The following is a 25,915-nucleotide window of genomic DNA, read 5'->3' as shown; positions in this document are numbered from 1 at the left end:
ATGCGCGCGGCGGTGGTCGGCAGCGGCATAGCCGGGCTCGCCAGCGCCGCCCATCTCGCCCGCGCCGGGCATCAGGTCACCATCTTCGATCGCTTCGCTGAGCCCCGTCCTGTGGGCGCGGGGCTCCTCCTCCAGCCCAGCGGGCTGATGGCGCTGGATACCTTGGATCTATGTGGCGAGGCCGTGGCGCGCGGGGCGCGGATCAGCCGCCTGATCGGGCGTAACATGCGCGGACGCGCCGTGCTGGACCTGCGATACAGCGATGCGCGCAAAGGCGATTATGGCGTCGGCATTCACCGCGCCAGCCTGTTCAACCTTCTGCTGGACGCCGCCCGGGACGCAGGCGCGCACTGGCGCACGGGCGCGGACATCGTCGATATCGCAGCGCCGGACACCGACACGCCCTGCCTCAGGCTGGCGGACGGCGAGACCACAGCGCCGTTCGATCTCATTCTGGTATGCGACGGCGCCCATTCGCGCCTGCGCCGCATCGTCTGTCCGCAGGCGCGCGAGCGGGTCTTCCCCTGGGGCGCCTTCTGGGCGATCCGGCCCGATCCTGACGGCGCGCGCGAGGGCGAGCTGGAGCAGGTCTATGATGGCTGCCGCATCATGATCGGGCTGCTGCCGGTGGGCGATAACCCGGCTGATCCGCTGGGGCGCCCGGGGGTGAGCGTGTTCTGGTCGGTGCGCAGTACTGAGCGCGACGCGGTGATGGCGGCAGGCGACGAGGCTTTTCGCGAAGGCTTCGCCCGCTACTGGCCGCGCGCCGGTAAGGCGGTGGGCGAGGCGGGCCTCGATGATTTCGCCTATGCCGCCTATCAGGACACGCTGTGTCCGCGCTGGCGGCGGGGCCGGATCATGCTGCTGGGCGACGCCGCCCACGCCATGAGCCCGCAGCTGGGCCAGGGCGCGAACCTCGCCCTGTGCGACGCGGCGGCGCTGGCGCATGCGATGGCCGACCATGCGCCGGTGCAGCACGCTCTGAAAGCCGCCGAGCGCGCGCGGAGACCCAGCGTCACCTATTACGCCCTGATGAGCCGGGCGCTGACCCCGGTCTTCCAGTCCTCCTCAAAGCTGCTCGGCTGGGCGCGCGATATTGTCTTCAACCTGTCGGGCCGCCTGCCGGGCCTGCGCCACTGGATGGGCTGGACGCTGACGGGGCGCGGCCGCATGCCATGGTGACGGGCAGCGACGTCTTCACGCCCGCTGAGCGCTCGGCGGTGATGGCGGCGGTGAAGGGGCAGGGGACGAAGCCGGAAATGATCGTGCGGCGGCTGGTCCATGGGCTCGGCTATCGCTTTCGCCTGCATCGCAAGGATTTGCCGGGCAAGCCCGATCTGGCGTTTCCCGGGCGGCGCGCGGTGATCTTCGTGAATGGCTGTTTCTGGCATGGTCATGACTGTGCGCGCGGCGCCCGCCAGCCCAAACAGAACGCCGCGTACTGGACCGCCAAGATCGCCCGAAACCGCGCGCGTGACGCCGCCAGCGACGCGGCCCTGGCGGACGCGGGCTGGCGGGTGATGACCGTATGGGAGTGCGAGATGAAGGACCGCGCCGGCCTTGCCGCGCGCCTGCAGGGCTTTCTCGGTCCCTCCGGTCGCGCGCCCGCGCGGCGCGTTTGACGCCCGCCGCCAGCCGGTCTAAAGCCGCGATCCCCTGTCCCGCCTCTAGGACCCGACCTGACCATGACCGTCAAAGTCCGCTTCGCCCCGAGCCCCACCGGGCGCATCCATGTGGGCAATGTGCGCACCGCGCTGATGAACGTCTTGTTCGCGCGCGGGCAGGGCGGTCAGGTGCTGTTGCGCATCGACGACACGGACCTTGAGCGCTCCACAGCCGAGTACGAGCAGGGCATCAAGGATGACCTGACGTGGCTGGGCCTGCACTGGGACGAGACCTTCAATCAGTCGCATCATTTTGACCGCTACGAATCGGTCAAGGCGCGGCTTGTGGAAGCGGACTATCTTTATCCCTGCTACGAGACCGAGGACGAGCTTGATCGCAAGCGCAAGATCCAGCGCGCCCAGGGCAAGCCGCCGGTCTATGACCGCGCCGCGCTGAGCCTCACCGATGCCGAGCGCGCCGCGCTGGAGGCCGAAGGGCGCAAGCCGCACTGGCGCTTCAAACTGTCGGGCGGGCGCATTGAATGGACCGATCTGGTGCGGGGCCCGAGCCATATCGAAACCAGCTCTGTCTCGGACCCGATCCTGATCCGCGCCGATGGCAGCTATCTCTACACCCTGCCCAGCGTGGTGGATGATCTTGAGGCGGGCATCACCCACATCATCCGCGGCGAGGACCACGTCACCAATTCGGCCGCCCAGATCGAGATTTTCGAGGCGCTGGGCGGCAAGGGCGCCTCTCCGCGGCTCGGCCATCACCCGCTTCTGATGGGCAAGGATGGGGAGAAGCTGTCCAAGCGCATCGGCTCTCTATCGGTGAAGGGTTTGCGCGAGGACGAGGACATTGAGCCCATGGCGGTTCTGTCCCTGCTGGCCAAGCTCGGCACGTCTGATCCGGTGGAGGCGCGCGGCTCGCTCGAAGCGCTGGCGGCGGACTTCGATCTGGCCAAGCTGTCGCGCACGCCGGCGCGCTTTGACCCGGCGGATCTCGAGCGCCTGAACGCCAGGCTGGTTCACGAAATGAACTATTCGGATGTGAAAGAGCGGCTGGCCGCCCTCAACGCCGATAGCGGCGAGGCGTTCTGGAATGCGGTGCGCGACAATCTGGTGCGCGTGCGCGACGTCGCCGAATGGCGCCAGCTCATTGACGGCCCGGTCGCGCCGGTGATCGAAGACGCAGAGTTTGCAAGAGCCGCCGCCGATCTGCTGCCCGAGGGACCGCTGGACGGGACCAGCTGGAGCAACTGGACCGGCGCGGTGAAGGACGCCACCGGGCGCAAGGGCAAGGACCTGTTCATGCCGCTCCGCCTGGCGCTGACCGGCCAGGCGCGCGGGCCGGAAATGGCGGTGCTGCTGCCCCTGATCGGCGCCGATACGGCCCGTGCGAGGCTGCTGGGTCAGGCGCGTTAAAAGCTGCAGTTAGACGAGGTCAGCCACCGCGTGGCCGCCACAGAACCAGCGTGTCGTGATCATTGAGCGTGGCCGCTTGCGCGCCGCCATAGCCCAGCTTGGCGGCGACATTGAGCGAGGCGGCGTTGCCGGGATCGATGAGGCAGCATGTGCGCGCCGCGTCCAGCGTGGCGTCCGCCCAGTTCAGCGCCGCGCTCATGGCTTCGGTGGCGTAGCCGCGCCCGTGCACCGCCGGGCTCAGCACCCAGCCGGCTTCAGGAATGCCGGAAATATCAACGCTGAGGTCGCGCTTGAAATCGGCGAGACCCACCTGGCCGGCGAAGGCGCCGGTCTCGCGCTCCTCCAGCGTCCAGTAGCCATAGCCCAGCAGCGCCCAGAGCCCCGGAAAGCGCAGCATGCGCCCCCAGCTCTCGGTCGGCGTGGACACGCGTCCGCCGATATGGCGCACGACGCGTTCATCCCCCCACAGCGCCGCACACGCCTCAAAATCCTCCGCGCGGGTTTCGCGCAAGATCAGGCGGGGCGTTTGAAGAACCGGTGTTAGCGGGCCGCTCAATGCGGGCTTACTCGGACGGCGCAGGCAAGGCCGGGACCAGCACCACGTTGAAATCGCCCCATTCGCCGTCAATGCGGGCATTGGCGAGTTCGCGATAATCGGGATCCTCCCAGAAATCGCGCGCCGACTGCATGTCCGGCCAGCGGCTGAGCACGATGGACTGAAAGCCGGTTTCGCCCTCCAGCGTCTCCACCTCGCCGGTCACCGCCATGTAGCGCCCGCCATGGCGGGCGTAGAGATCGGGCAGGCCGGGCATGTATCCGGAGAAGAAGGCCGGGCGGTCATGGACCGTGCCCATGACGATCATGTAGGCGCCATCGGGCGCCTCTGCGGCGGGCTCGGCGGCTGAGGCGGACGAGCCTCTGGCGAACAACTGGCCCTGACCCAGCACCAGTCCCAGCGCCAGGCCGGCCACGCCGGCCCCGGCGGCGATCATCACGCTTCGCATCACGCTCATGACGCTTGCTCCCTCTGTTCGGTCCGGCGAGCATGGCCCAAAGAGGGTCCCGCTGAAAAGATATATCTTTTCCATTCCCTCTTGCGCCGGTCTTGCTATCCTTGTCCGGACACGGCGCGGGACTCAAGGCGCTGCCGCACGCTTCAGGGAGGCATTACCGGCCATGGTTATCAGATCGATTGCGACATTCGGCTTTCTGGCCGCGGCGCTGAGCTGGAGCGCGGCGGCATCCGCCGAGGAGACCGGCCCCTTCACCCAAGAGATTTTCGACACGTGGATGGACGCGCGTGCCGGGACGGGTGAGCCCGTCTACTGGTATTCCACCGGCACGGTGCGCGCTTATCCGTCGGGCGAGCTTCTGTACACGATGGAAGGGTTCGATACGGCGGTGTCCTTCCGGCCCGAAGGGCGCGGCGCCCCCATCGCCCACCAGTATGGCCGCAAGATTTTCATCTACCGCGATCCTGTGACCGGCGAGGTGGCGCGCGAGGCGGGTGGCATGGCCATCGACCCCATCGCCTATCCCTATCAGTTTATCGAATACCGCCTGGACGAGGGCCAGGTGATCGGCGTGGTCGAGCAGGGCTCGGGCGGGCGCATCCAGTCCATCGAGGCCGAGCCCATGAGCTGGCGCCGGCTGGGCGACACCTATGTGTTCACCGCGCCGCTGTTTCTCGACTTTGCGATCCCGGGTACCGACCGGCGCATTGAAGCCTGGGAGAATTATGACTTCTTCATCCAGCCCGAAGGCGTGGAGCGGCGCCACCAGCTGAGCTGGGCGCGCATCGGCCGCATGCCGCCCTGGGCGGGTGGTCAGATGGCGGTGCTGCATCTCGTCAACTGGCGGGTGGACACCTATGAGGAGCTGCCCTCCTCCATCCGTGAGTATGTCGAGACCGAAGCGCCGCTCTGGCTGGAGCCGCCCGCCGATCTCGACGCCATCCGCGCGTTGCAGCAGGGGGAGTGAGCGTTATGACCACCGAAATCGACCGCCGCCGCCTGTTCTACGCCGCCGCCGCGCTGAGTGCGCTGGGCGCCGGCGCCGCTGGCCCCGCCTTGGCGCGTGCGCAAGAGGAAATGCTGGGCGGGCCCAGCCCGCTGCCCGACCGGGGTCTTGATCCCGGCGTGCCGGCTGATGGTGACTACGCCAAGGTGGAGCTCGCCAAACCCGTCGTGACGCTGGGCGTTGTGCAGAGCCGGGTGCGCGGCGTCGACGCCTCCACCACCCGCACCGCCAGCCGGGCGCGGGCGGATAATCTCAACCACATGCTGGACCTGATCGACGCGAGCTTCGGCTGGGGCGGGCCGAAGGACATCTTGTTCTTCCACGAGTTTCCCATCACCGGCTACCGGGCCAGCTGGGGCCGGGCGGACACGCTGCGCGCAGCCATCGAAATTCCCGGCGAAGAGACCGAGGCGATTGCGCGCAAGGCGCGCCAGTATAATTGCTGGATCGTGTTCGGTTCCTATGTGCGCGATGACAGCTGGCCCAACCATGTCCTGTCCATCACCAGCGTCATGGACAATACCGGAGCCATCGTCGACAAGCACTGGAAAGCCCGCAATATCAAAGGCTTGTTCGGGCCGGGCTTCGAGCTGTTCACCACCACGATCTATGACGTGCTGGACGAATACATCGAGCGCTACGGGCTCGATCACGTCATGCCCGTCACGCGCACCCCGCTGGGCAATATCGTCACCAGCTCGGTCCAGCGCGAACCGGAACTGATGCGCGCCTTCGCCATGAAGGGCGGGGAGATTTTCCTGCGCACCGCCACGGGCGGGTTCACGCAGACCGACATCGCCTCGACCAGCGTGCATAACGGCGTCTACACCGCCATCGTCAATAATGCGATCTCGCCGGGCAATCCGGGCTTCTTTGAAGATCCGGGCAATTCGGGCGGCTCGACGATTTACGGCCCGGACGGCGCGGTGCTGGCCGAAGCCGGCTCGCAGTTTGAAACCCTGGTCAACGCTCGCCTGCCCATGGCCCAGTTCCGCCAGCGCCACACCATCCCCTATGTCCACATGGACCTCTACCGGCCGATCTTCGACGCCTACCGCAACCGCTTCCCGCCCAACCTGTTTGCCGATTACCAGCCCACCGATACGGCCGACGCGGCGCGCTATCTCGCCAACAAGGGCGTGTGGGCGATGGACAGGCGATGAGGGCCGGGGCGGTCAGAGCGGCGATCATGGCGCTGGGTGCGCTGGCGCTGGCCGGGTGCGGCGCCGGATCGAATGTGGGCGGCGAGCTCGCGGCCGGCGCAGGCGCTTCGGCTGCCCCATTGCCGGAGGCTGGCCTCACCGGCGCCGCGCTCGCGGTGATGCTGACCGGGCAGTTCGACAACGCCGCCCAGGCCGCCGCCGACGGCCGCACGCGCCTGCATGTCATCCACCAGCCGGCGCGGAGCGAGGCGATGGCGGGCGCGCTCATTTACGCCCAGCTTCACACCGGCGGGCCGGATGGACCGGTCTACCGGCAGCGCCTCTACCAGTTCGCCGACGCGCCGGACGCGGACGGACGCCTGGCCATGGCGGTGTGGACGCTGCGCACACCTGAAGCGTTTGCAGAGAGCGGCGCGCGTGCGGAGCGGCTGGCGGGTGTAACGCCCGATGAGCTGGAGCGGTTTGACCCGGGCTGCGACTTCTACTGGACGGGCGGTGGTGCGCTCTACCGTGGCGAGATCGCGGATGGCGACTGCCGGATGGACTCCCGGCGCACGGGCCGCACGCTGGTCATCACGGCCGAATTCACCATCTCGGCCGACCTATTCACCCATGACGAGGCCGGACGCTATCAGGATGACGGCGAATACGCGTTTGCGCCCGAGGGCGGCATCGCCAATCATTATGACCGGGTCTCAGGACCCGCGCCGCAAGGACAGTAAGGCATGACCCAGCGTTTCGAGCCCACCATGATCCGCTCCGACAAAACGGCGCGCGAGATTTTCGAGGAGGTGCGCGCCAATCCGGCCCGCGCCCGCTTCGGCTTTGGCGAGCGGCTCGCCATCGTCAATGTGGACCCGCAAAAGGCCTATACCCGGCCCGACCTGTTTCCCAGGACGGCCTATGTGACGGACCCTGACCAGCTGACCCATATTAACGCGATTTCCAAAGCCGCGCGCGCCAAGGGCCTGCCCGTTGTGTGGACCCATGTGGCCTATATGGACAATGCGGCGGACGCCGGCGTCTGGGGCACGCGCACCGACACGCCCGATTCCTTGCAGAACATCAAATACGGCTCGGACCGCCACGCCTTCGACGACCGGGTCGAGATCGATCAGCGCGTGGACGCCGTCTATACCAAGCGCATGCCGAGCGCCTTCTTCGAAACCCCGCTGGCGAGCTTTCTGACCTGGCATCGCGTCGACACGGTGGTGGTCACCGGCGGGTCCACCTCGGGCTGCGTGCGCGCCACGGCGGTGGACGCGCTGTCCCACGGCTACCGCACCATAGTTCCCATCGAATGCGTGGCCGACAAGCATGAAAGCTATCACTTCGCCAATCTCACGGACCTGCTGATCAAGTACGCCGACGTGGTCGCGGTGAGAGAGGTGTATGAGTGGCTGGAGGGGTATGGGGGTGGGGCGCGTTCATGACCACCGACCCCAATCTCTATGACTACAACCCGTATAGCGGGCGGCCGAAAATCGAATGGCCCGGGGATAAGAAACTCGCCTTCTGGGTCGCGCCCAATATCGAATTCTACGAGTTCGATCCGCCGAAAAATCCCAAGCGTCCCGGCTGGCCGCGTCCGGCGCCGGATGTGACCGGCTATTCCCAGCGCGACTATGGCAACCGCGTGGGGCACTGGCGGCTGATGGAGATGATGGACCGGCAAGGCTTGCGCGGTTCGGTCAGCCTGAACGTGGCCATGTGCGACCATTGCCCGGAGATCATCGAGGCGTGCGCGCAGCGCGGCTGGGAGTTCTTCTCCCACGGCATCTATAATACGCGCTTCTCCTATGAGATGGATGAGGCGCAGGAGCGCGCGGTCCTCGCCGATTCCATCGCCACGGTGGAGGCCGCCACCGGCCAGCGCATTCGCGGCTATCTGGCGCCGGCCCTGACCCACACGACGCGCACGCTCGACCTCATCGCCGAGCACGACTTATGGTACACGTGCGACCTGTTCCAGGACGACCAGCCCCAGCCGGTGAAGACGAAAACCGGCAAGCTCGTCTCCATGCCCTATTCGCTCGAGGTCAATGACGTCATCACGTACGGCCAGCTCGCCATGGACCCCTGGCGCTATGTCGACGTGCTCAAGCGCCAGTTCGACCAATTGCTGCGCGAGGGCGAGGAGAGCGGCACGGTGATGTGCATTCCGCTGCATGCCTACCTCGTCAGCCAGCCCCATCGCCTGCGCGCGTTTGAAACCGCGCTCGTCCACATCACCGGTCACACAGACGATGTCTGGTTCGCCACGGCGCAGGAAATCGCCGGGCATTTCCGCGAGCATTGCTGGGACGCGGTGCAGGAAGATCTTGACGAAAAGGGCCTCAAGGCTGGCGGAACAGCGTTCGACGCTTGGGGCGGATCATGATATCATCGCGTGATATCACTTTCTCCCATGAGGCGATCCCATGTCCGCGATCACCATCCGCAAACTGCCCGACCACGTCCATGACGCGCTGCGCAGGCGGGCCGCCGAACGCGGCGTCTCGGTCGAGGCGCTGGCACGTGAGGCGCTGGAGACATATGCCGCAAAGCCCTGGCGCATTCAGGATACGTTCGATGCGCTCGACCGCCGCCGCCGCGAGTTGGGCGTTGAAGCGATCGGGGACCACTGGCAGGAGGAGTTTGATGATCCGGCATTTAGCCGGGAGGTCCTTGGTCTCGACAAGGATGACGAGGAGGATGTGGCGTGAGCCGTATCCTGCTGGACACGCATTTTGTGATGTTCCTCGCAGGCGACTACCCCAGCATTCGTTCCACCGAGGCCGAGGCGCTGGAAACGGCGACGTTGCCCTGGCTGGTCAGCGCGATTTCCATCTGGGAAATCCGGATGAAATGGCATGCGCGAAACCGGTTTGGCGAGCGCAAGGGGCCGATTTCACCCGATGCCGTCTTGCAGACGCTCAAGGCCGATGCGCCCCGTTTCAGGCTCGTGGCGTTGCGGGCCGAACAACCCGCCTTGCCCCTCGACCCGCCGCTGGCTCACGGCGATCCGTTCGACGAGATGCTGCTCATTCAGGCCGAAGCGGAAGGGGCGGTCCTGCTCAGCCGCGACCGCAAACTCGTCGGCCATCGGCTGGTGATGTCGCTCTAGCGCGCCAGATTGGCGGCGCCATTCAGGGAAGCCGCCCATGAGCCTCGACAGGTCCTATCTCAATTATCCGAAGCGCGGCTATGGCCAGGACATGGACCGGTATGACTGGGCGCTGGCCAAGGACCGCGCGCCGGTGCGTCTGGCGTCCGGGGCGAAGCTGGCCGCGATGATCGTGGTGGCGTGTGAGTATCACCCGATTGATCCAGGCAAGGCGCCCGTCGCCCATCCCCATGGAATGGTTACGCCTTTTCCCGACTTGCGCCATTTCACCTCGCGTGATTATGGCAACCGGGTTGGGGTGTTCCGCATCCTTAAGGCTTTGCGTGAGCGCGGGCTGACGGCGACGTTCGCGGTGTCGGCGGCGCTTTTGGAGCGGGCGGCGCCGTTGATAGACGCGATTGCAAATGATGGACACGAGATCGCCGCGGCGGGGCTGCACGGGGCGGCTATCCATCATTCAGGTGACGAAACACAGGCTGAGCGGGACAAGATCGGCCAGGTTCGGGTCATGTTTGAGGCCGCAGGGCTCACGCCGGTGACCTGGTTGTCGCCTGCGCGCCAGCAGAGCTTCAACACGCCCGACCTGCTTACCGAGGCCGGTTTCACCCGGGTGCTGGACTGGGAGAGTGACAGCGTTCCACTCGCACTTCGCACCGAACAAGGCCCGCTCGCCGCGCTGCCGCTCTCAAACGAGCTGGAGGATTTCAAGCTTCTGATCGAGCGCAAGCAGGACGAGGCGTGCTGGGTGCGCCAGATTTTCGAAGCGAAGGATTACCTCAAGTCCGAACACGCCGCGCGCGGCGCGTCGGTGCTGGGCTTTCAGCTCACCCCGTTTGTGGCCGGACAGCCGTTCCGGATCACGGCGCTGGAGGCGCTGCTGGACGGGCTCGCCGGGGATGAGGCGGTGTGGTGTGCGGGGGCGGATGAGATTGCCGGCGCGTTCGCCGCGGCGGCCCTATGAGCGGCTTGCGCGGGTGGGATGATCTGCGTGCGTTCGCGCTGGCGCTGGACCTGCCGGGGGTGGAGGACAGCGTGTCCTGGGGCAATCCGGGGCTGAAAGCCCATGGCAAGCTGTGGACCTGGTGGGCGCCGCAGCAATTCGCCGACGCGCCGGTGTTCAAGGTGGCGCGCGAGGAGCAGGAGTTTCTGCTTGAGGCCGCGCCGGAGGTGTTCTTCATCACCGATCATCACAAGCCCCACGGCCTCATACTGATGCGCCCGGACGCGTTCGACGCCAACTGGGCGCGTGGCAATCTGTTCAAGGTCTGGCGCCAGCAGGCGCCCAAGCGATTTCTGAAAGACTGGGACGCGCAAAACGCCCACCGATTGAAGGAGTTTGGCCATGACGACACGGCGTGATCTGGTCACCGGCGCAGGCGCGCTGGCGCTCTCTGCAGCGGCTGCGGCCTCCTTTCCGGGCGCGGCGCGCGGGCAAGCGGCTGATCCGCGCTATTCGGCCTGCGCGCTGCAGCTGGTGTGCGATGCGGTCAATCAGGATGCCAGCGTGGACGCGGCGCGCGCGCGCATGATGGCCTCGATCGCGCGCATTGGCGGGCAGATCGCGGCGTCCAAGGGCTTCCTGCGCACCTTCAACGGCACAGAGCTGAAACTCGTCTGCCTGCCCGAATACTTTCTCACCGGCTTTCCGCTGCGCGAAAGCCGCGAGGAGTGGAAGGCCAAGGCGGCGCTGGATATCGGCGGGGCGGAGTATGAGGCGCTGGCGGCGTTGGCCCAGCGCTACGGCGTGTATCTCGGCGGCAACGCCTATGAGAATGACGAGAACTTCCCGCAGCTTTATTTCCAGACCAATTTCCTGATCGCGCCCAATGGCGAGACGGTGCTGCGCTACCGGCGCATGATCTCGCTCTACACGCCCACGCCCTACGACGTGTGGGACCGGTATCTTGATATTTATGGGTATGACGCGGTCTTCCCCGTGGCGCGCACGGATATCGGCGTCATCGGCTCCATCGCGTCGGAGGAAATCCTGTATCCGGAAATCGCGCGCATGCAGGCGCTGAAGGGCGCGGAGATTTTCCTCCACCCCACCTCCGAGGTCGGCTCGCCGCAGCTCACCGTCAAGGATCTCTCCAAGCGCGCGCGGGCCATCGAGAACATGGCCTATGTGGTGTCGGCCAACTCCGCCGAGATTACCGGCACGCCGGTGCCGTCCGCCTCCACCGACGCCATGAGCAAGATTGTCGACTGGAATGGCCGCGTGCTGGCTGAAGCCGGTCCGGGCGAGAGCCTCAACGCCAACGCCATCCTGGACTTGCCTGCTCTGCGCGCCGCGCGCAATCGCACCGGCATGAGCAATCTGCTCACCCGCCTGCCGCTGGCCGCCTTCGCGCCGGGTTATGAGGCCGGCGGGTCGCAAGAGCCCAACGCCATGGCGGACGGCCGCATGCTGACCCAGGGCGAGGCCATCGAGCGCCAGCGCGGGCGGATTGCGGCGCTGCGGGATGCGGGCGTCTTCGAGGCGCCGTAGGGGGCGTGTCCTCAGTAGGCGGCTGGAGACATGATCATCAGACGCTGCCGTCCCGGAAGCCCCGGCCTTGTGCCGGCGCGAGCCGGGATCCATCCACCCGAGTTTTCAACCGCTTGAGCAGCTCAGACATATCGGGATGGGTCCCGGACAACCGCTTCGCGGTTTCCGGGAAAGCAGGGGTTGGGGATTGAAGGGGCTGGCGTTCCTTTGCTTCCCCGCCGCTTACTCCGCCGCCTGCTGCGCTGCGGCCCGCGCCTGGTTGGCCAGCACCGCGTTCATCACATGGAACACGGCTGTGTTGTCCACATAATTGCCGTCCCAGCCATAGGGCTCGCCCCAGAGTGCTTCAGCGAAGGCGTCATGGCGTTCAAACTGGCCGAACAGGTGCGAACCCGCGCCCAGCGCCCAGAGCGGCACCAGGTCATTGGTGTGATTGCCCGAGGCGAACTGATGGCCGGGAATTTCGCCGGCGCCGCGGTCCTGCACGGCGCGGAATTCCACGAAGCGGTCGCGTTCGGGATCAAAGCGCGTCTGGTTCAGGATCTCCTGATCCATCGTGATCTGCTGGGACAGGCCAGAGGCGGCCTCGAACGTGCCCTCACCCCAGATGCCGCCGGTTTCGTGGTCAGAGGTGACGATGAGCAGCGTGTCGTCCCAGCTGGAATGGGTCTCCACCCAGTCGATGACGGCGTTGACGGCGGCATTGAAGTCCATCTGCTCTTCAATGAAGCGCGGCATGTTGTTGGCGTGGCCCATCCAGTCCACCGCGCCGCCTTCGATCATGAGAAAGAAGCCGTCCGGATCCTGATTGAGCACATTGAGCGCCGCCCGGCTCATGGTGGCGAGATCGGGCATGTCGGGGTTGAACGCCATGCCCGACGGGGTGGAGGGGTCGGCAGGGAAGTCCATGCGGGTGGCCTGATGCGAGCCGGTGGAAGGCAGGATGCCGATGAGCTTTTGGGGAAGCCGCCCGCCGCCTTCGGCCAGCTGTTCAAACGCGGCGCGCTCGCGGATGAGGATATAGCCGTTCAGCCCCTCGTCGCTGGTGAGCGCCGCCCAGGTCTCTCGGCCGCCGACAAAGTTGAAGGCGCGGTCATTGGGTTCCTCGACCGGGCGTCCGTTGGCGTCGAAATAGGGATTGCCCGTGCCCATCATCACATCCAGGCGCCCGTCAGACATCTGCTGGAAAATCTCGGCGTACTGGTTGCGAAAGTCCACTTGCGCCCAGGCCGAGGCCGGGGTGGCGTGGGAAACCTGCACCGTCGCGATGGCGCCGGTGGCCAGGCCCATCTCATGAGCGATATGCGCGATGGTTTGCAGCCGCTGCATCCCGTCCCAGGTCATGTTGACCCGGCCGGGCGAGGTCTTGCGCCCGGTATGGAGCGCCGTGCCGGCGGCCGCGGAGTCGGTATAGGAGGTGTAGGCGATGGACACGTCGCCGAAATCATTGTCGAAGGCGCCTTCCAGCCGGGTCCAGCGATCGCGCGGATCATAGTATTGGGCCTCGGCGCCTCGTGCGGCATCAATGCGGTTGTTCTCGAGCACCGACCCGTCCGGCCCGATCAGGCGCAGAGCGTAGTGCGCTGATGCGCCGACATAGGGCGCCGTGCCGTCGGGACGGGCGGCCTGATAGCTCTGAGTCCCCGCGCGGCCTTCGTAATAGTCGGCGGCAAGCCAGCCATTGAAGCCGGCGCCGTCGGAGATCATCAGGATGACATTGCGCGCGCCCGGGGCCTCGGCGGCGAGGGCGGCGGAGGGCGCCAGCGCGATGGCGGCTGCGGCGGCGGCGGCGGCGGCGAAATAACGAAAACGGATCATGGGCGGCGAAGCCTCCAGTCGGGATGGAACTCGGATCGGAGCCAAATCTAGGGCCGGTTTGTCACGCCGCCATGACATGGGCCGGAAGTGCGCCCCGGCCAGCCCGCTCACACACCCCAGCGTCGCGCGGTCCGGCTCAATTCAGGCGAAACGCCGCGCCATATTGTCGGTGGCGCGCACCAGCGCGTCGATCGTGCCCGGCTCGCCCGCGGCGTGGCCCGCGTCGGGGATGATGTCCAGCCGGGCCCCCGGCCAGGCCTTGGCGAGGCGCCAGGCGGTCTGCGCGGGCGTCACCATGTCATAGCGGCCCTGGACGATGATGCCGGGGATGTCCTTGAGGTGATCGGTTTCATCCAGCAGCACGCCGTCATAGTCGAGGAAGCCGCCATGGATGAAGTAATGGGTCTCCATGCGAGCCAGCGCGTCGGCGCGGCGCGGTTCGGGCGAGGCGGCGGACGGGTCGGCGTGCAGGCTGATCAGCGCGCTTTCCCAGCGCGCCCATTCAATGGCGTCATCGCGGCGCGCCTCCGCATCGCGCGACAGGCGGCGGTGATAGGCCTTGAGCACATCGCCGCGCTCGGCAGCGGTCAGACGGGCCGTCAGCCGCTCCCACGCGTCGGGGAACAGGCGGTTGGCGCCGTCGCGGTAGAACCAGTCGATCTCGCTGCGCGTGCACGCGAACACGCCGCGCAGGATCAGGGCGATGACCTGATCGCGGCAGGCGCGCGCATAGGCCAGCGCCAGCGTCGCGCCCCAGGACCCGCCGAACACCACCCACCGGTCGACGCCCAGATGGGCGCGCAGCTGCTCCATATCGCCAATGAGGCGTCCGGTGTCATTGGCCTCCACGTCGCCATGGGGGGTGGAGCGGCCGCAGCCGCGCTGATCGAAAATGATGATGCGGTAGAGGCGCGGATCGAAGAAGCGGCGCATGGCCGGCGCCGCGCCGCCTCCGGGCCCGCCGTGCAGGGCCACAACCGGCAGGCCGTCGGTGCGCCCGCACTCTTCGTAATAGACCCGGTGGCCCTCGCCGACATCAAGATGGCCGCTGCGGGCCGCGTCGATGGGGGGATAGAGGCCTACACGTCTGGTGTTGCGATGCGTATCCATGCCTCAGGCCCGTCCCCACGCCCCGGGTGTGTTGGACGCTGCGCGCCCTGCCGGTGATATTTCCCTATTGTTAGGCGTGACAGTATGCCCTTTTATATCGAGTTGAAAGCGGTGTCGGAGGGGGCGCCGCCCGGCGAATGCGAGGGAAGACAGAGTGCGTGGTGTGAAGGTGATGCGGTCGTGTCTGACCGCTTCGGCGCTATTGGCTTGCGTCTCGCTGGGCGCGTGTGCGGGCGCGCCCATCGATATGTCGGCCGGCCTCAATGGCGCGCCGGGCCAGGCGGTCCACGCCGAACTTCACCAATCGGCGACCAGCCTGCGCACCCTGATCGACGATGAAGGCTGGACGCTGGGCGATACGCCCTTGCTGGCGCGCCTGATCCGGGGCCAGGACAGCTCCGGCGACCGCGCCGTGGCGCGCTACCTGGACGCCGCCGAGGACAACCCGTCTGCTGTGCTGGCCGCAGATTTGGAGCGGCTCGCCGGCCTGTCGCGCCAGACCGCCATGCTGGCGATGCGCGCGGCCTCGGCCTCCGACGCGGGGCCCGAGGCGCTGGCCGCGGATCTCGCGGCGGTCGAAGGCGCGCTGGCGGCGGTGCGGCGCGCACAAGGGTTCTTCCTATCCGTCGCCGAAGAAGCCGAGGCCGAAAGCGGGCGCCTGACCGGGGCGCTCTCTGACCTGGACGAGGCCGAGCAGCATCTGGCGCTGGCCGCCGATGCGCTGGCCGAGCGCCGCTGGGCCACGCGCCTCGGCGCGGTCAGTTAGGCTCAGCGGCGTCATGGCCCTGGCGATACCGGGCGACCGGCTCGATCCGCAATCCATCAAGGGTTTTCTGGCGCCCGACGAAGGCGGGGCGCTGTATGCGCGTGCGCTGGAAGCCGCCGCCGCTGCGCCTGGGCCGCTCATGGAGATCGGCTCCTGGTGCGGGCGGTCCAGCGTGTATCTGGGCCGCGCCGCGCGCGATACGGGCCGGGTGCTGTTCGCTGTCGATCACCATCGCGGCTCGGAAGAGCACCAGCCCGGCGAGGGCTATCATGACCCGGACCTGTTCGACGCCGAGCTGGGCCGCGTGGACACGCTGCCCGCCTTGCGGCGCTCGCTGGCGCTGGCTGATCTCGAACGCTGGGTGATCCCTATGGTCGGCCGCTCGGATGTGGCAGGCGCGGCCTGGTCAGGCCCGCTGGCCTTTGTGTTCATCGATGGCGGGCATGCCATGGAGACGGCGCTCAGCGACTATCGCGCCTGGGCTGGCCATGTGGCGCGCGGCGGATTGCTGGCGATCCATGACGTGTTCCCGGACCCGAAAGATGGCGGGCGTCCGCCCTATGAAATCTGGAAGCTGGCCATGGCGTCCGGCCTGTTCGAGCCGGCGGGCCGGGTCAATACGCTCGAGTTTCTGCGCCGGGTTTGAGCCAGGCGTCGGGGCGCGCGTGGCGCACCATCAGATCATGGCCGGGCGCAATCTCGAACAGGGCGTCGGCGGCCAGCACCACGGCGGCCGAGGTCCAGCCCGGGCGCTCCTTGGGCCAGATCATGCCCAGATCGAACTGCCAGCCCATCCAGTAGCCCCCGCCGCCGCGCGCCAGCGGGGCGAGATCGCTGATCAGGCCCAGCGCCCGGTCGCGCCAGCCCAATGACAGGCACGCCATGGCGAGCTCGGCGGTTTCAGCGGCGGTGATCCAGGGTTCCTCGGCGACGCAGCGGCAGCCGAGATCGGCCACCACGAATTTCGTCCACCCCGCCTCCAGCCGCGCACGCGCCGCCTGACCCCGGATCGCGCCGGTCAGGACGGGATAATACCAGTCCATGGCGTAGCGCGTGCGGTCCTCGCCCATCCGGTCAAAGCGCTCGGGCGTGTGATTGAAGACATGGGCAATGGCGGCGCGGGCGCGCGCCCAGTCGGGCTTGCGCTGGTCCAGCGCGTCGGCGATGCGCAGGCCCGCTTCAAAGCTCTTGAACAGCGACGCGTTGCCCGCGCGCAGGGAGTCGATCTCCTCCAGCGGCTGGCCGGGATCGGGGTCGCGCCAGACAATGTCGCCGGTCTCGCACTGGCGCGCGGCGACCCAGTCGAGGGCCCGCGTCACCATGGGCGCGTGGCGCGCGATCAGGCGCGGCTCGTCCAGCGCCAGCGCGCAGCGCAGCACGGTCACGGCGCCATAGCCGGTGAAATTGGTGTCGCGGGCGGTGACGGGAATGGCGGGCGGCGCGATGCGCTCGCCGGTTTCGTCCATGGGCACGCCCGCGCCCAGCTCCCCGGTCCAGCCGCCATCGGCTTCCTGACGCGCCGCCAGAGCGTCCAGCGCCTTGGCCACGGCCTCGCCGCGCCCGGCGACGGCCAGCGCCATGGCGCTTTCGCCATGGTTCCACGGATCCCACACCCCGGCCTCGACCCAGGGAATGGTCCCGTCACGGCGCTGCAGCGCCTCGATCCGGTCGGCGCAGGCGGCGACATCGACGCCCAGATGCAGGGCGCGCGGGCTCATGCGGCCTCCTTGCGAAAATACATCGCCACGGATTTGCCCAGCACGGGGTTCAGCGCGGCTTCCAGCCAGCGGGTCAGGCGGGGGCGTTTCATCAGGTCCCATTCCAGAAAGCGCCGATAGAGCGCCACCGAGCGGCTCTCTTCCTGGCGGTCCCATTTGGCGCAGCGCAGCCACCAATAAGGGCTGTGCAAAGCGTGGGCGTGGTGGCGCTTGTAGGCGGTGAGGCCGCGCCCCTCGACCTGCTGTTTGAGGTCGCCATCCTTGAAGATGCGCACATGGCCGCCGGGCGTGTTGCTATAGCCTTCAGACAGGCGCCAGCAGATCGCCTCGGGCCAGTAGCGCGGGACGGACAAGGCAAACCGGCCGCCGGGCTTCAGGATGCGGGTGATTTCTTTGAGCGCTGCGTCCACATCAGGCAGGTGCTCAAGCACTTCTGAGCAGATCACCACGTCAAAGCTGGCGTCCGGCCAGGGCAGGCGGGACGCGTCGCCCACGCACCACACGGCGCTGCGCGGCGGCTCCTGCGGCGGCGGAGGCAGTTCGAAGAAGCCATCGACGGCGCCTTTGAGATCCTCCAGCGACAGATCGAGCATCACCACGTCCAGCGCGCGCGCATGCCAGTACAGCGCATGGGAATGGCGTCCCCGCCCGCAGCCGAGATCGAGCACACGCTGACCATCCTGCAGGTCCAGCGCATCCAGGCGCAGCGTGACCATCATGAGAGAGAGGCGCCTTCGCGCGCGGCCAGGGCGGTTTCGTAGAGATCAATGGCGGCGCGCGCATGATCCTCCCAGCGGAAGGCCGTGGCGGCGCGCGCGGCGCAGGCGGAGCCGATCCGCGCGCGGCGTTCAGGATCGGTCAGCAGCGCGCCCAGCGCTTCGGCCAGCGCCGCGCTCTCGCCCGCCGGCGTCACCACACCGGCATCGCCCGCCACCTCGGGAAGGGCGCCGCCATCGGACACGATCACCGGCGCGCCGCAGGCCATCGCCTCGGCGGCGGGAAAGCCAAAGCCTTCAAAACGCGACGCCGAGACGAACACCGTGCAGCGCCGGTAGAGATCGGCGATGGCCTCGCGCGTCAGGCCGGAGACGAAGCTGACCTGGTCCAACAGCCCGGCGCGTTCGAGCGCGCGTTTGGCTGGCCCTTCACGCAACTGGCCGATCACGGTGAGGCGTACGGGTCTGCCCTGCTGCTTCAACACGTCCAGCGCCCCGATGAGCACGTCGAGGCCCTTTATGGGCACGTCCGCAGAGGCAAGCGCGACCACGCTATCCCCCTCCCGGACGACCGCCGGATCGGGATAGTACGTTGCGTGATCAATGCCGTTATGGGCGACGCGTATCCGCGCCGGATCCACACCGCAGCGCTGCGCATAGGCGGCACGCGACGCCTCTGACACACACAGGAAATGCTCCAGTTTTCGCGCCGCGCGCGCCTGCACCTCCACAAAGGAATGCCAGCGAGCCGACAGGATGCGGCCCATGCGCGTCGCCGCGCCCGCGACGGCGAAATCGCGATCAATGGCGATGGGATGGTGGAGCGTGGTGATCACCGGCGTGCGCCGCGCGATGCGCGCCAGCGGCAGGGCCAGGGTCTGGTTGTCGTGGATCACGTCGAACCGGCCGGCATTGGCCGCCATGAAGGCTTCCAGCCGCAGCGCGAAGGCGGTCATCTCGCCAAACGCGCCGGTATTGTGCGCCGCCCATTCATGCCGGTCCGCCGCTGACATGAGATGCCGCAAACGCAGCGCCATCAGGGCGTTGGGCACGCTGAACAGGTCCAGGGAGGGCAGGCGCTCCAGCGCGATTCCCTCATCCAGCTCCGGATAAGGCGGGCCGGAGGCGACGGTCACAGCGCAGCCCTCGCGCGTCAGCGCCCGTGTCAGCTCGCGCACATAAACACCCTGCCCGCCCACATGGGGGTGGGAGCGGTAGCTCGTAACCAGCACCCGCAAGGGCGCGGACCGGGGAGGGGGGGCGAGGGCGTCCTTCATCGGCGCGGGACGCTATAGCGCGCGCGCGCGAAGGCCAAGAGCAAACGCTGTTCACCCAGGCCTCAAAGGTGCAGCCGCCTTCCACTCACCGCCCCGCCGCGCTAGAGCCTGCAGCCATGATACCGCGCCTTTTCCCCCTGCCGCGCCCGGCGCGTTTTGCGTTGTTCTACAGCGCCTTCTATATCGGCTTTGGCGCCTATCTGCCTTACATGCCGGTCTGGTTCGAGGCGCGGGGCTTAAGCCCTGAAATGATTGGCGCGGCGGGCGCGGCGGCCATGGCGGGGCGGGTGCTGGCGGCGCCGCTGGGGGCGTATCTGGCCGACCGCGCGCCGCGCCGGCGCATGGCGGTGGCGGCGTTCTCGATTGCAGCCCTGCTGATCTTCCTGGCGCATATCCCCGCCCATGAGCCCTGGCTTATCGTCGCGCTGGCAGGGCTGGCGGGCGGCGCTTATACCGGAATCAACCCGATCATCGACGCGTTCGCCATGGGCGAATCACGCCGGCGCCGGTTCGCGTTCGGCCCGCCGCGCGCCATCGGGTCCGGGGCGTTCATTCTGGGCAATGTGGGTTGCGGCGCGCTGATCTCCCTGCTCGGCGGGGAGGCGGCCCTGTACTGGACGCTGGCCGGGGCCGCACTGGCGGTGCTGGCGTCGTTCTGGCTGCCTGAAGGCCGGCGCGCCCCGGCGCCGCCGGCCGGCGTTCCGCGCCCGGGCGTGCGCGCCGCGCTGGTGGCGGGCGGCATGCCGCTGGCCTTTGCGGCCTCGGCGCTGATCCAGGGCGCGCACGGGTTCTACTATACTTTCTCGGCGGTGGCCTGGCAGGCGCAGGGGATCGCCCCGGCCTGGATCGGGGCGCTGTGGGCCACCGGCGTGGGCGCGGAGATCGTCTTCTTCACCCTGTCGGCGCGTTATATGGCGCGCTTTCCGCCCGCCGTGCTGATCGCGCTAGGCGGCGCGGCGGCGATCCTGCGCTGGGGGTTATTGTCCCTGTCGCCGCCGCTCGCGGCGCTGTTCGCGTTGCAAGGCCTGCATGCGCTCAGCTTTGGTGCAACCTATCTGGGTTTCCTGCGTTATGCGTCTGATCACGTCTCCGACCGGTTCGCGGCGACGGCCCAGGCAGTCAACTCGGCCTTGTCGGGCGGGCTGGTTCTGGCCGCGGCCAGTTTTGCGTCCGGTTTCGCCTATGCGGCGTTCGGGGCGGGCGGGTTCGCCATGATGGCGATCCCGGCAGGCCTCGGCCTGGCCTGCGCCATAATGCTCGCAAATCGGGGGCGAAGCAGGCCATAATCTCGCCGGACTTGAGACCAAGGGTCTGACCGGCGAGGGCAAAGGGGTCCAGACGCGAATATGAGCGCCGAAACGATCAAGCCGGGCAGCGCGAGCCTGTCGACGCGCCTGGAGGCCGGACGCCTGATCCTGGAGCCGCGCGGCGACTGGGTGGTGCAGTCTATCGCCCGGCAGGATGCGCCCCTTCGCAAGCTCGAAGCCGAGAGCGATCCGGGCAGCCTGGCCATTGATGTCACAGGTCTTGGACGCATCGACACGGCGGGCGCCTATCTTCTGGGCCGCACCCTCGGCTCGTGCCCGGAGACGGACGATGACGCCGCTTATATCGGCGAACATCCCACCGCCCGGCGCCTCATCGCCGAGATGCGCACCCGCAATGTGCGCTGCGATCCCGAACCCGATATCGACCGCTCTCTCATCGCGATCATGGCGCGCATCGGCGCGGGGACCCATGGCGTCTGGCGCGAGACCGTGGAGAGTTTCGCGTTTTTCGGGCGCACGGTGCTGACCGCGCTGGTGGTGGCGCCGATCCCGACGCGCTGGCGTGTGACATCCATGGTGGCGCTGATGGAATCGGTGGGCGTCAACGCCTTGCCGATCATCGCCGTCCTGTCCCTGTTCATCGGCGCTGTGGTCGCCTTCATGGGCGCCAACCTGCTTGAAGTGTTCGGCTTTTCGATCTTCACGGTCGACCTGGTGGGCATCGCCGTGCTGCGCGAGTTCGCCGTGCTGATCACGGCGATCCTGCTGGCGGGCCGGTCGGCCTCGGCCTTCACGGCGTCCATCGGGTCGATGAAAATGCAGCAGGAAGTCGACGCCATGAAGGTCATGGGGCTCGACCCGTATGAAGTGCTGGTCCTGCCCCGGCTGGTGGCCTGCGTGGTGATGGCGCCGCTTCTGACCCTGGCGGCGATGCTCAGCGGGCTGTTTGGCGGCATGCTGGTCAGCTGGGCGTCGCTGGACATCTCGCCGGCCCAGTTCATCGTGCGCCTGCAGGACTCAGTCCCGATCCAGCACCTGTTCGTGGGCCTGTCCAAGGCGCCGGTCTTCGGCCTGATCATCGCCATCATCGGCTGCCGCCACGGCCTGAAAGTGGGCGGCGACGTGGAGAGCCTGGGCTCGTCAGTGACCACGGCGGTGGTGCAGGCGATCTTTGCCGTGATCCTCATCGATGCGCTGTTCGCCATGCTCTATCTGGAGCTGGACATATGAGCGCGCCGCCCCTCATCGAAGTGCGCGGCCTGGTAACCCGGTTTGGAAAGACCGTGGTCCATGACGGGCTGGACCTGGAGGTCCGGCGCGGCGAGGTGCTGGGCATTGTCGGCGGCTCGGGCTCGGGCAAGTCGGTGCTGCTCAACTCCATCCTCGGCCTGCTCGTCCCGGCCGAGGGCGAGATTTACTTTGATGGCAAGGCCCGCTCGGCATTCTCCTCACAGGACCAGCTGGCGCTGGAGCGCCGCTGGGGCGTGCTGTTCCAGTACGGCGCGCTGTTCTCGGCGCTGAGCGTGCGCGAGAACGTCATGGCGCCCATGCGCGAGCACCTGTCCATGAGCCGCGCGCTCATGGAGGAGCTGGCCGATCTCAAGATTTCGCTGGCCGATCTGAAGCCGGAGGCGGCGGCCAAGCTGCCCTCGGAGCTGTCGGGCGGGATGCGCAAGCGCGCGGCGCTGGCGCGTTCGCTGGCGCTGGACCCCGATATTCTCTTCCTGGACGAGCCAACAGCGGGTCTGGACCCCATCGCGGCTGGTAATTTCGACACATTGATCAAGCAATTGTCACAGACGCTGGACCTCACCGTGGTGATGATCACGCACGATCTTGATACGCTGCACGCGATTTGCGACCGGGTCGCGGTGATTGCGGAAAAGCGCGTGGTGGCCAACGCGCCGCTGGCGGAGCTGACCCAGAACCCGCACCCGTGGATCCAGGAATATTTCGGCGGACCGCGCGGGCGGGCTGCGCTGCGCACAGGCGCGGGAGAATGAAGATGGCTGAAGGCGGACTGACCCATGGAAACTAAAGCCCATCACGCCCTTGTCGGCTTCTTTGTGGTCTTTCTGGTGCTGGCCGGCGGGTTCTTCTCGCTCTGGCTGTCGCAGATGGCGTTCGACCGCGAGTACCGCGAATACGACGTGCTGTTCGACGGCCCGGTGCGCGGACTGCGCGTGGCGTCGGAAGTGCGCTTCAACGGCATTCAAGTGGGCGAGGTCACCGATCTGGGCCTGAACCCTGAGGACACGACGCAGGTCGTGGCGCGCATCCGCGTGGATGCGACCACGCCGGTGAAGGTGGACTCGGTCGCCCAGTTGGAGCCCCAGGGCCTGACCGGCCTGTCGTTGATCCAGGTGTCCGGCGGATCGCAGGAGGCGGCGCGGCTGGAGGGCCGGTTCGGCGATCGCGCCCCGCGCATCTATGCGCGCCAGACCCAGCTGGACGAGCTGATATCCGGGGGCGAAACGCTGCTGCAGAGCTCGCAGGTCGCGTTTACGCGCGTGGGCGCGCTGTTGAACGAGGAGAATGTCGCCACTTTCTCGCGCACCATGAGCAATATCGAGGTCATTACCGCTGAACTCGCGCAGGAAGACGGGCTGGTCTCGGAGCTGCGCACCGCCTTGCGCAGCCTCGATCAGGCCGCGCAAGACGTGTCGGGCGCGGCGGTGAGTCTGGAGCAGTTCGGCCGCACGGCTGAAACCTTCCTGACCGAAGAGGTCGGAGTGATGGTGGCCGACGTGTCTGCCGCCTCGATCGAGGTCGACCGCGCGTCTCAGGAAACCTACGCCATGCTGACCGAACTGCGCCCTGGCCTGGAGCGTTTCTCTGAGGAGGGTCTGGGCCAGCTGACCGCAGCCATCCGGGACCTGCGCGCCGCGCTGGCGGCCATTGAACGCATCGTCCTTGATCTGGAAGAAGATCCGTCCGGGTTTGTCGCCCGATCGCCGGGTGATGAAGTGGAGGTACCCCAATGAGCGCTCCCAACCGCACCCGGCCGCTGGCGCTGGGCGCTGCTTTAGCCGCTACGCTGGCCCTGACCGGCTGCATCTCGCTTTTGCCCGAGAGCAATCCGCGCATGCTCTACCGGCTGGATACCGGATCCTCCGAAACCGCCAGCGCGCCCGTACGCGGGGCGATTGCGCTGAGCGTGGAGCGCGTGTCCGCGCCGCGGGCGCTGGCCGGTGACAAGATCGCCATCGACCGTGACGGCGCCATCGCCTACATGGCTGGCGCCGCCTGGGCCTCGCCTGCTCCGGCGATGTTCGAGAGCGTACTGGAAGACGCCTTCCAGGCGGTCGCGCCGGAAGTCTCTCCGGTGCGCGCCGAGGACGGGGTGAGCGCGCGCTTCCGGCTGGACGTGGCGCTGCGCCGGTTCGAGGCGGTGTATGATCAGGGTGACAGCGCCGCGCCGCTGGCGCGGGTCACTGTGCGCGCGCGCATCATCGACCGCGACGAGCGCATTCTGGCCGCGCGTCAGGTGTTCAATCACGAGGTCCGCGCCAGCGCTCATCGTCAGGGGCCTATTGTGGACGCGTTCTCAAGCGCGGCGGACGAGGCGGCGCGCGACATCGCCCGCTGGGCCGCGCAGACCGTGTGCGAGGCGGATCCGGAAGCGGAAGCCTGCCGCTGAGGCCCTAAAGCCCGCCCAGCAGGAAGGCGCCGGTGAGAAGCAGGCCGGTGGAGACGCTGGCCTTGAACTTCATCAGGCAGGCATCGCTCTGCTCCGGATCAAAAGTCTGGGCGATGTGGAACAGGTGCGCGGCGTAGAGCGCAAAGCCGAGCGCGAAGGCGATGCCGGCGCCGCCCGCCAGCCCGGACGCCAGCGCCAGCGCCGCCGAGGCAATGTAGCAGGCGAGCACGAAGGGTTTGACTGCGCCTTCCAGCCGCAGGGCGGAGGATTTCACCCCCGCCAGCGCGTCATCTTCCTTGTCCTGACAGGCGTAGATGGTGTCATAGCCCAGCGTCCACACCACCAGGGCGGCGTAGAGGAACAGGATAGCCGGGGTGAACAGCGCGCCAGCTGCGGCGCCCGCGACCAGCACGCCCCAGTTGAAGGTGAGGCCGAGCCAGGCCTGGGGCCACCAGGTGATGCGCTTCATGAAGGGATAGGCCGCCACCAGCACCATCGCGGCGAGCGCGGTGAGGATGGCCGGCACAGGCAGCATGACCAGAACGATCAGGCCGACGAAGAGCTGCGCGCCGAGGAAGATTTGCGCCTGACGCAGGCTGATTGTCCCGGCCGCCAGCGGCCGGTCGGCGGTGCGCGCCACGCGCGCGTCCAGATCGCGGTCGATCATGTCATTCCAGGTGCAGCCCGCCCCGCGCATGGCCACAGCGCCAATGCCGAACAGGAGCGCCAGGCGCAGATCATCCCAGCCGATCCCTGTCTCCATCCGCGCCGCCGCCAGTCCCAGCCAGCACGGGATCGCCAGCAGCCAGAAACCCACAGGCCGGTCATAGCGCGCCAGCCGCAGATAGGGCCGGGCGAACGCAGGCGCGCGGTCCACCCAGGTCTTTGGCAGGGAATCAAGGACGGGACGATCAGGGTTGAGGGTCATGGGCGCACCCTATCGCGCCTGCGCCCCGGCGGCCAAGCGCGCCTTGCCGCAGGGCAGGGCGGCGCGATACACCCGGTCCATGAGCACCAATCCCCGCCTGTTCGTTGACGCGTCCCTGAGCCAGGGCGCCAGCCTGACCCTGGAACGCGATCAGGCGCACTATCTGGTGTCGGTCATGCGCCGCCAGCCCGGCGACAGCGTGCGGGTGTTCAACGGGCGCGACGGCGAATGGCGCGCGGTGCTGGCGTCCGCCGGCAAGCGCGAGGCGCGCCTCGAGATCGCCGAGCGCCTGCGCGCCCAGTCCGTCCCGCCGCCTCTCACCCTGTATTTCGCCCCGGTGAAGAAGGCGCGCACCGACTTCATCGTGGAGAAAGCCACCGAGCTGGGCGCGCGCGCCATCATCCCGGTGCTCACCCGGCGCACCAATGCCGAGCGCGTGCGCACCGACCGTCTGTCAGCGCTGGCCCGCGAAGCCGCCGAACAGACCGAACGCCTGGACGTGCCGGACATTGGCGAACCGGTGAAACTGGAGGCGCTGCTGGACGCGTGGCCGGAGGGACAGCGGCTGATTTTCTGCGACGAGACAGGGGGCGTTCCGATGCTGGAGGCGCTGCAAGCGGTACGGGAGGGGGCGCTCCAGCCTTTGGAGACCTGGTCCATCCTGATCGGTCCGGAGGGCGGGTTTGCGCCGGAGGAGGGTGAGCGGCTGCGGGCGCTGCCCGGCGTGCTGGCGGTCAGCCTGGGGCCGCGCATTTTGCGCGCCGACACCGCCGCCGCCGCTGCACTGACGCTATGGCAGGCGGCGATGGGCGATTGGAGCGAGGACCCTGCGCCGTTTGACGGGTCTCCAGCCGATTAAGGCCGAT

At 67.7% G+C, this 25,915-nt stretch carries 29 protein-coding genes; 21 read left to right on the top strand and 8 right to left on the bottom strand.

Translation table 11 applies throughout. The features are described from left to right. The 3 genes from L2D01_10660 (at position 1) to gltX (ending at position 3,032) form a co-directional block, all read left to right on the top strand. Entirely contained in the window at positions 1–1,182 is a 1,182-nt protein-coding gene (locus L2D01_10660) for an FAD-dependent monooxygenase (protein ID WBQ09357.1), read from the top strand. Continuing rightward, positions 1,176–1,622 carry a DNA mismatch endonuclease Vsr gene (gene vsr, locus L2D01_10655; GenBank protein ID WBQ09356.1) on the top strand — a complete coding sequence of 149 codons (447 nt, stop codon included), beginning with the start codon at positions 1,176–1,178 and terminating at the stop codon, positions 1,620–1,622. The genes L2D01_10660 and vsr overlap by 7 nt, the downstream gene beginning before the upstream one ends. A gap of 63 nt (positions 1,623–1,685) precedes the next feature. Further along, complete coding sequence (gltX, locus tag L2D01_10650) at positions 1,686–3,032, top strand: glutamate--tRNA ligase (GenBank protein ID WBQ09355.1); 1,347 nt, start codon at positions 1,686–1,688, stop codon at positions 3,030–3,032. Between the two features lie 19 nt (positions 3,033–3,051). Here gltX and L2D01_10645 read toward each other — a convergent pair whose 3' ends face one another. Next, on the bottom strand, positions 3,052–3,588 hold the full coding sequence (locus L2D01_10645; protein ID WBQ09354.1) for a GNAT family N-acetyltransferase: 537 nt from the start codon (positions 3,586–3,588) through the stop codon (positions 3,052–3,054). 7 nt (positions 3,589–3,595) lie between these two features. Continuing rightward, positions 3,596–4,045, bottom strand: a complete 450-nt coding sequence (locus L2D01_10640; GenBank protein WBQ09353.1) for a DUF1330 domain-containing protein — start codon at positions 4,043–4,045, stop codon at positions 3,596–3,598. A 163-nt stretch (positions 4,046–4,208) separates the two neighbouring features. Between L2D01_10640 and L2D01_10635 the strand changes: the two genes are divergently transcribed. Genes L2D01_10635 through L2D01_10590 form a run of 10 tightly spaced genes read left to right on the top strand, consistent with a single transcriptional unit; the run spans position 4,209 to position 11,808 of the window. Next, a complete protein-coding gene (locus tag L2D01_10635) occupies positions 4,209–5,012 on the top strand; it encodes a DUF1838 domain-containing protein (protein WBQ09352.1) in 804 nt (267 codons plus the stop codon). Between the two features lie 5 nt (positions 5,013–5,017). Then, positions 5,018–6,214 carry a hypothetical protein gene (locus L2D01_10630; protein ID WBQ09351.1) on the top strand — a complete coding sequence of 399 codons (1,197 nt, stop codon included), beginning with the start codon at positions 5,018–5,020 and terminating at the stop codon, positions 6,212–6,214. Between the two features lie 26 nt (positions 6,215–6,240). Next, positions 6,241–6,936 carry a chromophore lyase CpcT/CpeT gene (locus tag L2D01_10625; protein WBQ09350.1) on the top strand — a complete coding sequence of 232 codons (696 nt, stop codon included), beginning with the start codon at positions 6,241–6,243 and terminating at the stop codon, positions 6,934–6,936. A gap of 3 nt (positions 6,937–6,939) precedes the next feature. Beyond that, complete coding sequence (locus L2D01_10620; GenBank protein WBQ09349.1) at positions 6,940–7,647, top strand: isochorismatase family protein; 708 nt, start codon at positions 6,940–6,942, stop codon at positions 7,645–7,647. Beyond that, complete coding sequence (locus tag L2D01_10615) at positions 7,644–8,594, top strand: polysaccharide deacetylase family protein (GenBank protein ID WBQ09348.1); 951 nt, start codon at positions 7,644–7,646, stop codon at positions 8,592–8,594. Before L2D01_10620 ends, L2D01_10615 begins: the two co-directional genes overlap by 4 nt. Positions 8,595–8,634: 40 nt before the next feature. After that, entirely contained in the window at positions 8,635–8,919 is a 285-nt protein-coding gene (locus L2D01_10610; protein WBQ09347.1) for a hypothetical protein, read from the top strand. Further along, positions 8,916–9,320: a PIN domain-containing protein gene (locus L2D01_10605; protein ID WBQ09346.1), complete on the top strand. Its 405-nt coding sequence runs from the start codon at positions 8,916–8,918 to the stop codon at positions 9,318–9,320. Before L2D01_10610 ends, L2D01_10605 begins: the two co-directional genes overlap by 4 nt. 37 nt (positions 9,321–9,357) lie before the next feature. Then, on the top strand, positions 9,358–10,281 hold the full coding sequence (locus L2D01_10600; GenBank protein WBQ09345.1) for a polysaccharide deacetylase family protein: 924 nt from the start codon (positions 9,358–9,360) through the stop codon (positions 10,279–10,281). Next, positions 10,278–10,679: a hypothetical protein gene (locus L2D01_10595; GenBank protein WBQ09344.1), complete on the top strand. Its 402-nt coding sequence runs from the start codon at positions 10,278–10,280 to the stop codon at positions 10,677–10,679. Before L2D01_10600 ends, L2D01_10595 begins: the two co-directional genes overlap by 4 nt. Further along, positions 10,663–11,808, top strand: a complete 1,146-nt coding sequence (locus L2D01_10590; protein WBQ09343.1) for a nitrilase — start codon at positions 10,663–10,665, stop codon at positions 11,806–11,808. The genes L2D01_10595 and L2D01_10590 overlap by 17 nt, the downstream gene beginning before the upstream one ends. A gap of 222 nt (positions 11,809–12,030) precedes the next feature. Here the strand turns inward: L2D01_10590 and L2D01_10585 are convergent, their stop codons facing one another. Together L2D01_10585 and pip are read right to left on the bottom strand one after the other, a co-directional pair. Next, positions 12,031–13,626 (bottom strand): alkaline phosphatase, encoded by a 1,596-nt coding sequence (locus L2D01_10585; protein ID WBQ09342.1) that lies wholly within the window; start codon positions 13,624–13,626, stop codon positions 12,031–12,033. 141 nt (positions 13,627–13,767) lie between these two features. Beyond that, a complete protein-coding gene (gene pip / locus L2D01_10580; GenBank protein WBQ09341.1) occupies positions 13,768–14,736 on the bottom strand; it encodes a prolyl aminopeptidase in 969 nt (322 codons plus the stop codon). Positions 14,737–14,890: 154 nt separating this feature from the next. Here pip and L2D01_10575 point away from each other — a divergent pair, with 154 nt between their 5' ends. After that, positions 14,891–15,502, top strand: coding sequence for a hypothetical protein (locus L2D01_10575; protein ID WBQ09340.1), 612 nt, complete (start codon positions 14,891–14,893; stop codon positions 15,500–15,502). Between the two features lie 13 nt (positions 15,503–15,515). Then, the gene (locus L2D01_10570; GenBank protein ID WBQ09339.1) at positions 15,516–16,148 is read left to right on the top strand and encodes a class I SAM-dependent methyltransferase; all 633 of its coding nucleotides are present in this window, start codon (positions 15,516–15,518) and stop codon (positions 16,146–16,148) included. On the opposite strand, the gene L2D01_10565 is transcribed toward L2D01_10570, so the two are convergent. Genes L2D01_10565 through L2D01_10555 form a run of 3 tightly spaced genes read right to left on the bottom strand, consistent with a single transcriptional unit; the run spans position 16,117 to position 19,168 of the window. Beyond that, the gene (locus tag L2D01_10565; protein ID WBQ09338.1) at positions 16,117–17,220 is read right to left on the bottom strand and encodes a hypothetical protein; all 1,104 of its coding nucleotides are present in this window, start codon (positions 17,218–17,220) and stop codon (positions 16,117–16,119) included. The genes L2D01_10570 and L2D01_10565 overlap by 32 nt on opposite strands. Beyond that, positions 17,217–17,939 carry a class I SAM-dependent methyltransferase gene (locus L2D01_10560; protein WBQ09337.1) on the bottom strand — a complete coding sequence of 241 codons (723 nt, stop codon included), beginning with the start codon at positions 17,937–17,939 and terminating at the stop codon, positions 17,217–17,219. The genes L2D01_10565 and L2D01_10560 overlap by 4 nt, the downstream gene beginning before the upstream one ends. Further along, positions 17,936–19,168, bottom strand: a complete 1,233-nt coding sequence (locus L2D01_10555; protein WBQ11637.1) for a glycosyltransferase family 4 protein — start codon at positions 19,166–19,168, stop codon at positions 17,936–17,938. Before L2D01_10555 ends, L2D01_10560 begins: the two co-directional genes overlap by 4 nt. Before the next feature lie 161 nt (positions 19,169–19,329). Here L2D01_10555 and L2D01_10550 point away from each other — a divergent pair, with 161 nt between their 5' ends. From L2D01_10550 to L2D01_10530, 5 genes are read left to right on the top strand one after another with little or no spacing between them, the layout of a single operon-like run. Further along, positions 19,330–20,499, top strand: a complete 1,170-nt coding sequence (locus L2D01_10550; protein WBQ09336.1) for an MFS transporter — start codon at positions 19,330–19,332, stop codon at positions 20,497–20,499. Between the two features lie 60 nt (positions 20,500–20,559). Then, positions 20,560–21,711: an ABC transporter permease gene (locus tag L2D01_10545; protein WBQ09335.1), complete on the top strand. Its 1,152-nt coding sequence runs from the start codon at positions 20,560–20,562 to the stop codon at positions 21,709–21,711. Then, on the top strand, positions 21,708–22,484 hold the full coding sequence (locus tag L2D01_10540) for an ABC transporter ATP-binding protein (protein ID WBQ09334.1): 777 nt from the start codon (positions 21,708–21,710) through the stop codon (positions 22,482–22,484). Before L2D01_10545 ends, L2D01_10540 begins: the two co-directional genes overlap by 4 nt. 24 nt (positions 22,485–22,508) lie before the next feature. After that, entirely contained in the window at positions 22,509–23,465 is a 957-nt protein-coding gene (locus L2D01_10535; protein WBQ09333.1) for an MCE family protein, read from the top strand. Then, positions 23,462–24,121: an ABC-type transport auxiliary lipoprotein family protein gene (locus L2D01_10530; protein ID WBQ09332.1), complete on the top strand. Its 660-nt coding sequence runs from the start codon at positions 23,462–23,464 to the stop codon at positions 24,119–24,121. The genes L2D01_10535 and L2D01_10530 overlap by 4 nt, the downstream gene beginning before the upstream one ends. 4 nt (positions 24,122–24,125) lie before the next feature. Here L2D01_10530 and ubiA read toward each other — a convergent pair whose 3' ends face one another. After that, entirely contained in the window at positions 24,126–25,049 is a 924-nt protein-coding gene (gene ubiA / locus L2D01_10525) for a 4-hydroxybenzoate octaprenyltransferase (GenBank protein ID WBQ09331.1), read from the bottom strand. On the opposite strand from ubiA, the gene L2D01_10520 reads away from it, so the two are divergent. Next, positions 25,048–25,908, top strand: a complete 861-nt coding sequence (locus L2D01_10520) for a 16S rRNA (uracil(1498)-N(3))-methyltransferase (protein WBQ09330.1) — start codon at positions 25,048–25,050, stop codon at positions 25,906–25,908. The genes ubiA and L2D01_10520 overlap by 2 nt on opposite strands. The last annotated feature ends 7 nt before the right edge of the window (positions 25,909–25,915 follow it).

Source organism: Hyphomonadaceae bacterium ML37 (assembly GCA_027627685.1).
Classification (GTDB): Bacteria; Pseudomonadota; Alphaproteobacteria; order Caulobacterales; family Maricaulaceae; genus Oceanicaulis.
The sequence above is the reverse complement of the archived record's forward strand: the minus strand, read 5'-3'. Positions and strand labels throughout refer to the sequence as shown.

Coding starts and splice junctions, on each gene's coding strand:
- L2D01_10635 (WBQ09352.1), top strand. CDS start 4,209: ATGGTTATCAGATCGATTGCGACATTCGGCTTTCTGGCCGCGGCGCTG.
- L2D01_10585 (WBQ09342.1), bottom strand. CDS start 13,626: ATGATCCGTTTTCGTTATTTCGCCGCCGCCGCCGCCGCCGCAGCCGCC.
- gltX (WBQ09355.1), top strand. CDS start 1,686: ATGACCGTCAAAGTCCGCTTCGCCCCGAGCCCCACCGGGCGCATCCAT.
- L2D01_10570 (WBQ09339.1), top strand. CDS start 15,516: ATGGCCCTGGCGATACCGGGCGACCGGCTCGATCCGCAATCCATCAAG.
- L2D01_10660 (WBQ09357.1), top strand. CDS start 1: ATGCGCGCGGCGGTGGTCGGCAGCGGCATAGCCGGGCTCGCCAGCGCC.
- L2D01_10530 (WBQ09332.1), top strand. CDS start 23,462: ATGAGCGCTCCCAACCGCACCCGGCCGCTGGCGCTGGGCGCTGCTTTA.
- L2D01_10630 (WBQ09351.1), top strand. CDS start 5,018: ATGACCACCGAAATCGACCGCCGCCGCCTGTTCTACGCCGCCGCCGCG.
- L2D01_10620 (WBQ09349.1), top strand. CDS start 6,940: ATGACCCAGCGTTTCGAGCCCACCATGATCCGCTCCGACAAAACGGCG.
- vsr (WBQ09356.1), top strand. CDS start 1,176: ATGGTGACGGGCAGCGACGTCTTCACGCCCGCTGAGCGCTCGGCGGTG.
- L2D01_10610 (WBQ09347.1), top strand. CDS start 8,635: ATGTCCGCGATCACCATCCGCAAACTGCCCGACCACGTCCATGACGCG.
- L2D01_10615 (WBQ09348.1), top strand. CDS start 7,644: ATGACCACCGACCCCAATCTCTATGACTACAACCCGTATAGCGGGCGG.
- L2D01_10590 (WBQ09343.1), top strand. CDS start 10,663: ATGACGACACGGCGTGATCTGGTCACCGGCGCAGGCGCGCTGGCGCTC.
- L2D01_10520 (WBQ09330.1), top strand. CDS start 25,048: ATGGGCGCACCCTATCGCGCCTGCGCCCCGGCGGCCAAGCGCGCCTTG.
- L2D01_10535 (WBQ09333.1), top strand. CDS start 22,509: ATGGAAACTAAAGCCCATCACGCCCTTGTCGGCTTCTTTGTGGTCTTT.
- L2D01_10640 (WBQ09353.1), bottom strand. CDS start 4,045: ATGAGCGTGATGCGAAGCGTGATGATCGCCGCCGGGGCCGGCGTGGCC.
- pip (WBQ09341.1), bottom strand. CDS start 14,736: ATGGATACGCATCGCAACACCAGACGTGTAGGCCTCTATCCCCCCATC.
- L2D01_10595 (WBQ09344.1), top strand. CDS start 10,278: ATGAGCGGCTTGCGCGGGTGGGATGATCTGCGTGCGTTCGCGCTGGCG.
- L2D01_10540 (WBQ09334.1), top strand. CDS start 21,708: ATGAGCGCGCCGCCCCTCATCGAAGTGCGCGGCCTGGTAACCCGGTTT.
- L2D01_10560 (WBQ09337.1), bottom strand. CDS start 17,939: ATGATGGTCACGCTGCGCCTGGATGCGCTGGACCTGCAGGATGGTCAG.
- L2D01_10625 (WBQ09350.1), top strand. CDS start 6,241: ATGGCGCTGGGTGCGCTGGCGCTGGCCGGGTGCGGCGCCGGATCGAAT.
- L2D01_10600 (WBQ09345.1), top strand. CDS start 9,358: ATGAGCCTCGACAGGTCCTATCTCAATTATCCGAAGCGCGGCTATGGC.
- L2D01_10565 (WBQ09338.1), bottom strand. CDS start 17,220: ATGAGCCCGCGCGCCCTGCATCTGGGCGTCGATGTCGCCGCCTGCGCC.
- ubiA (WBQ09331.1), bottom strand. CDS start 25,049: ATGACCCTCAACCCTGATCGTCCCGTCCTTGATTCCCTGCCAAAGACC.
- L2D01_10545 (WBQ09335.1), top strand. CDS start 20,560: ATGAGCGCCGAAACGATCAAGCCGGGCAGCGCGAGCCTGTCGACGCGC.
- L2D01_10550 (WBQ09336.1), top strand. CDS start 19,330: ATGATACCGCGCCTTTTCCCCCTGCCGCGCCCGGCGCGTTTTGCGTTG.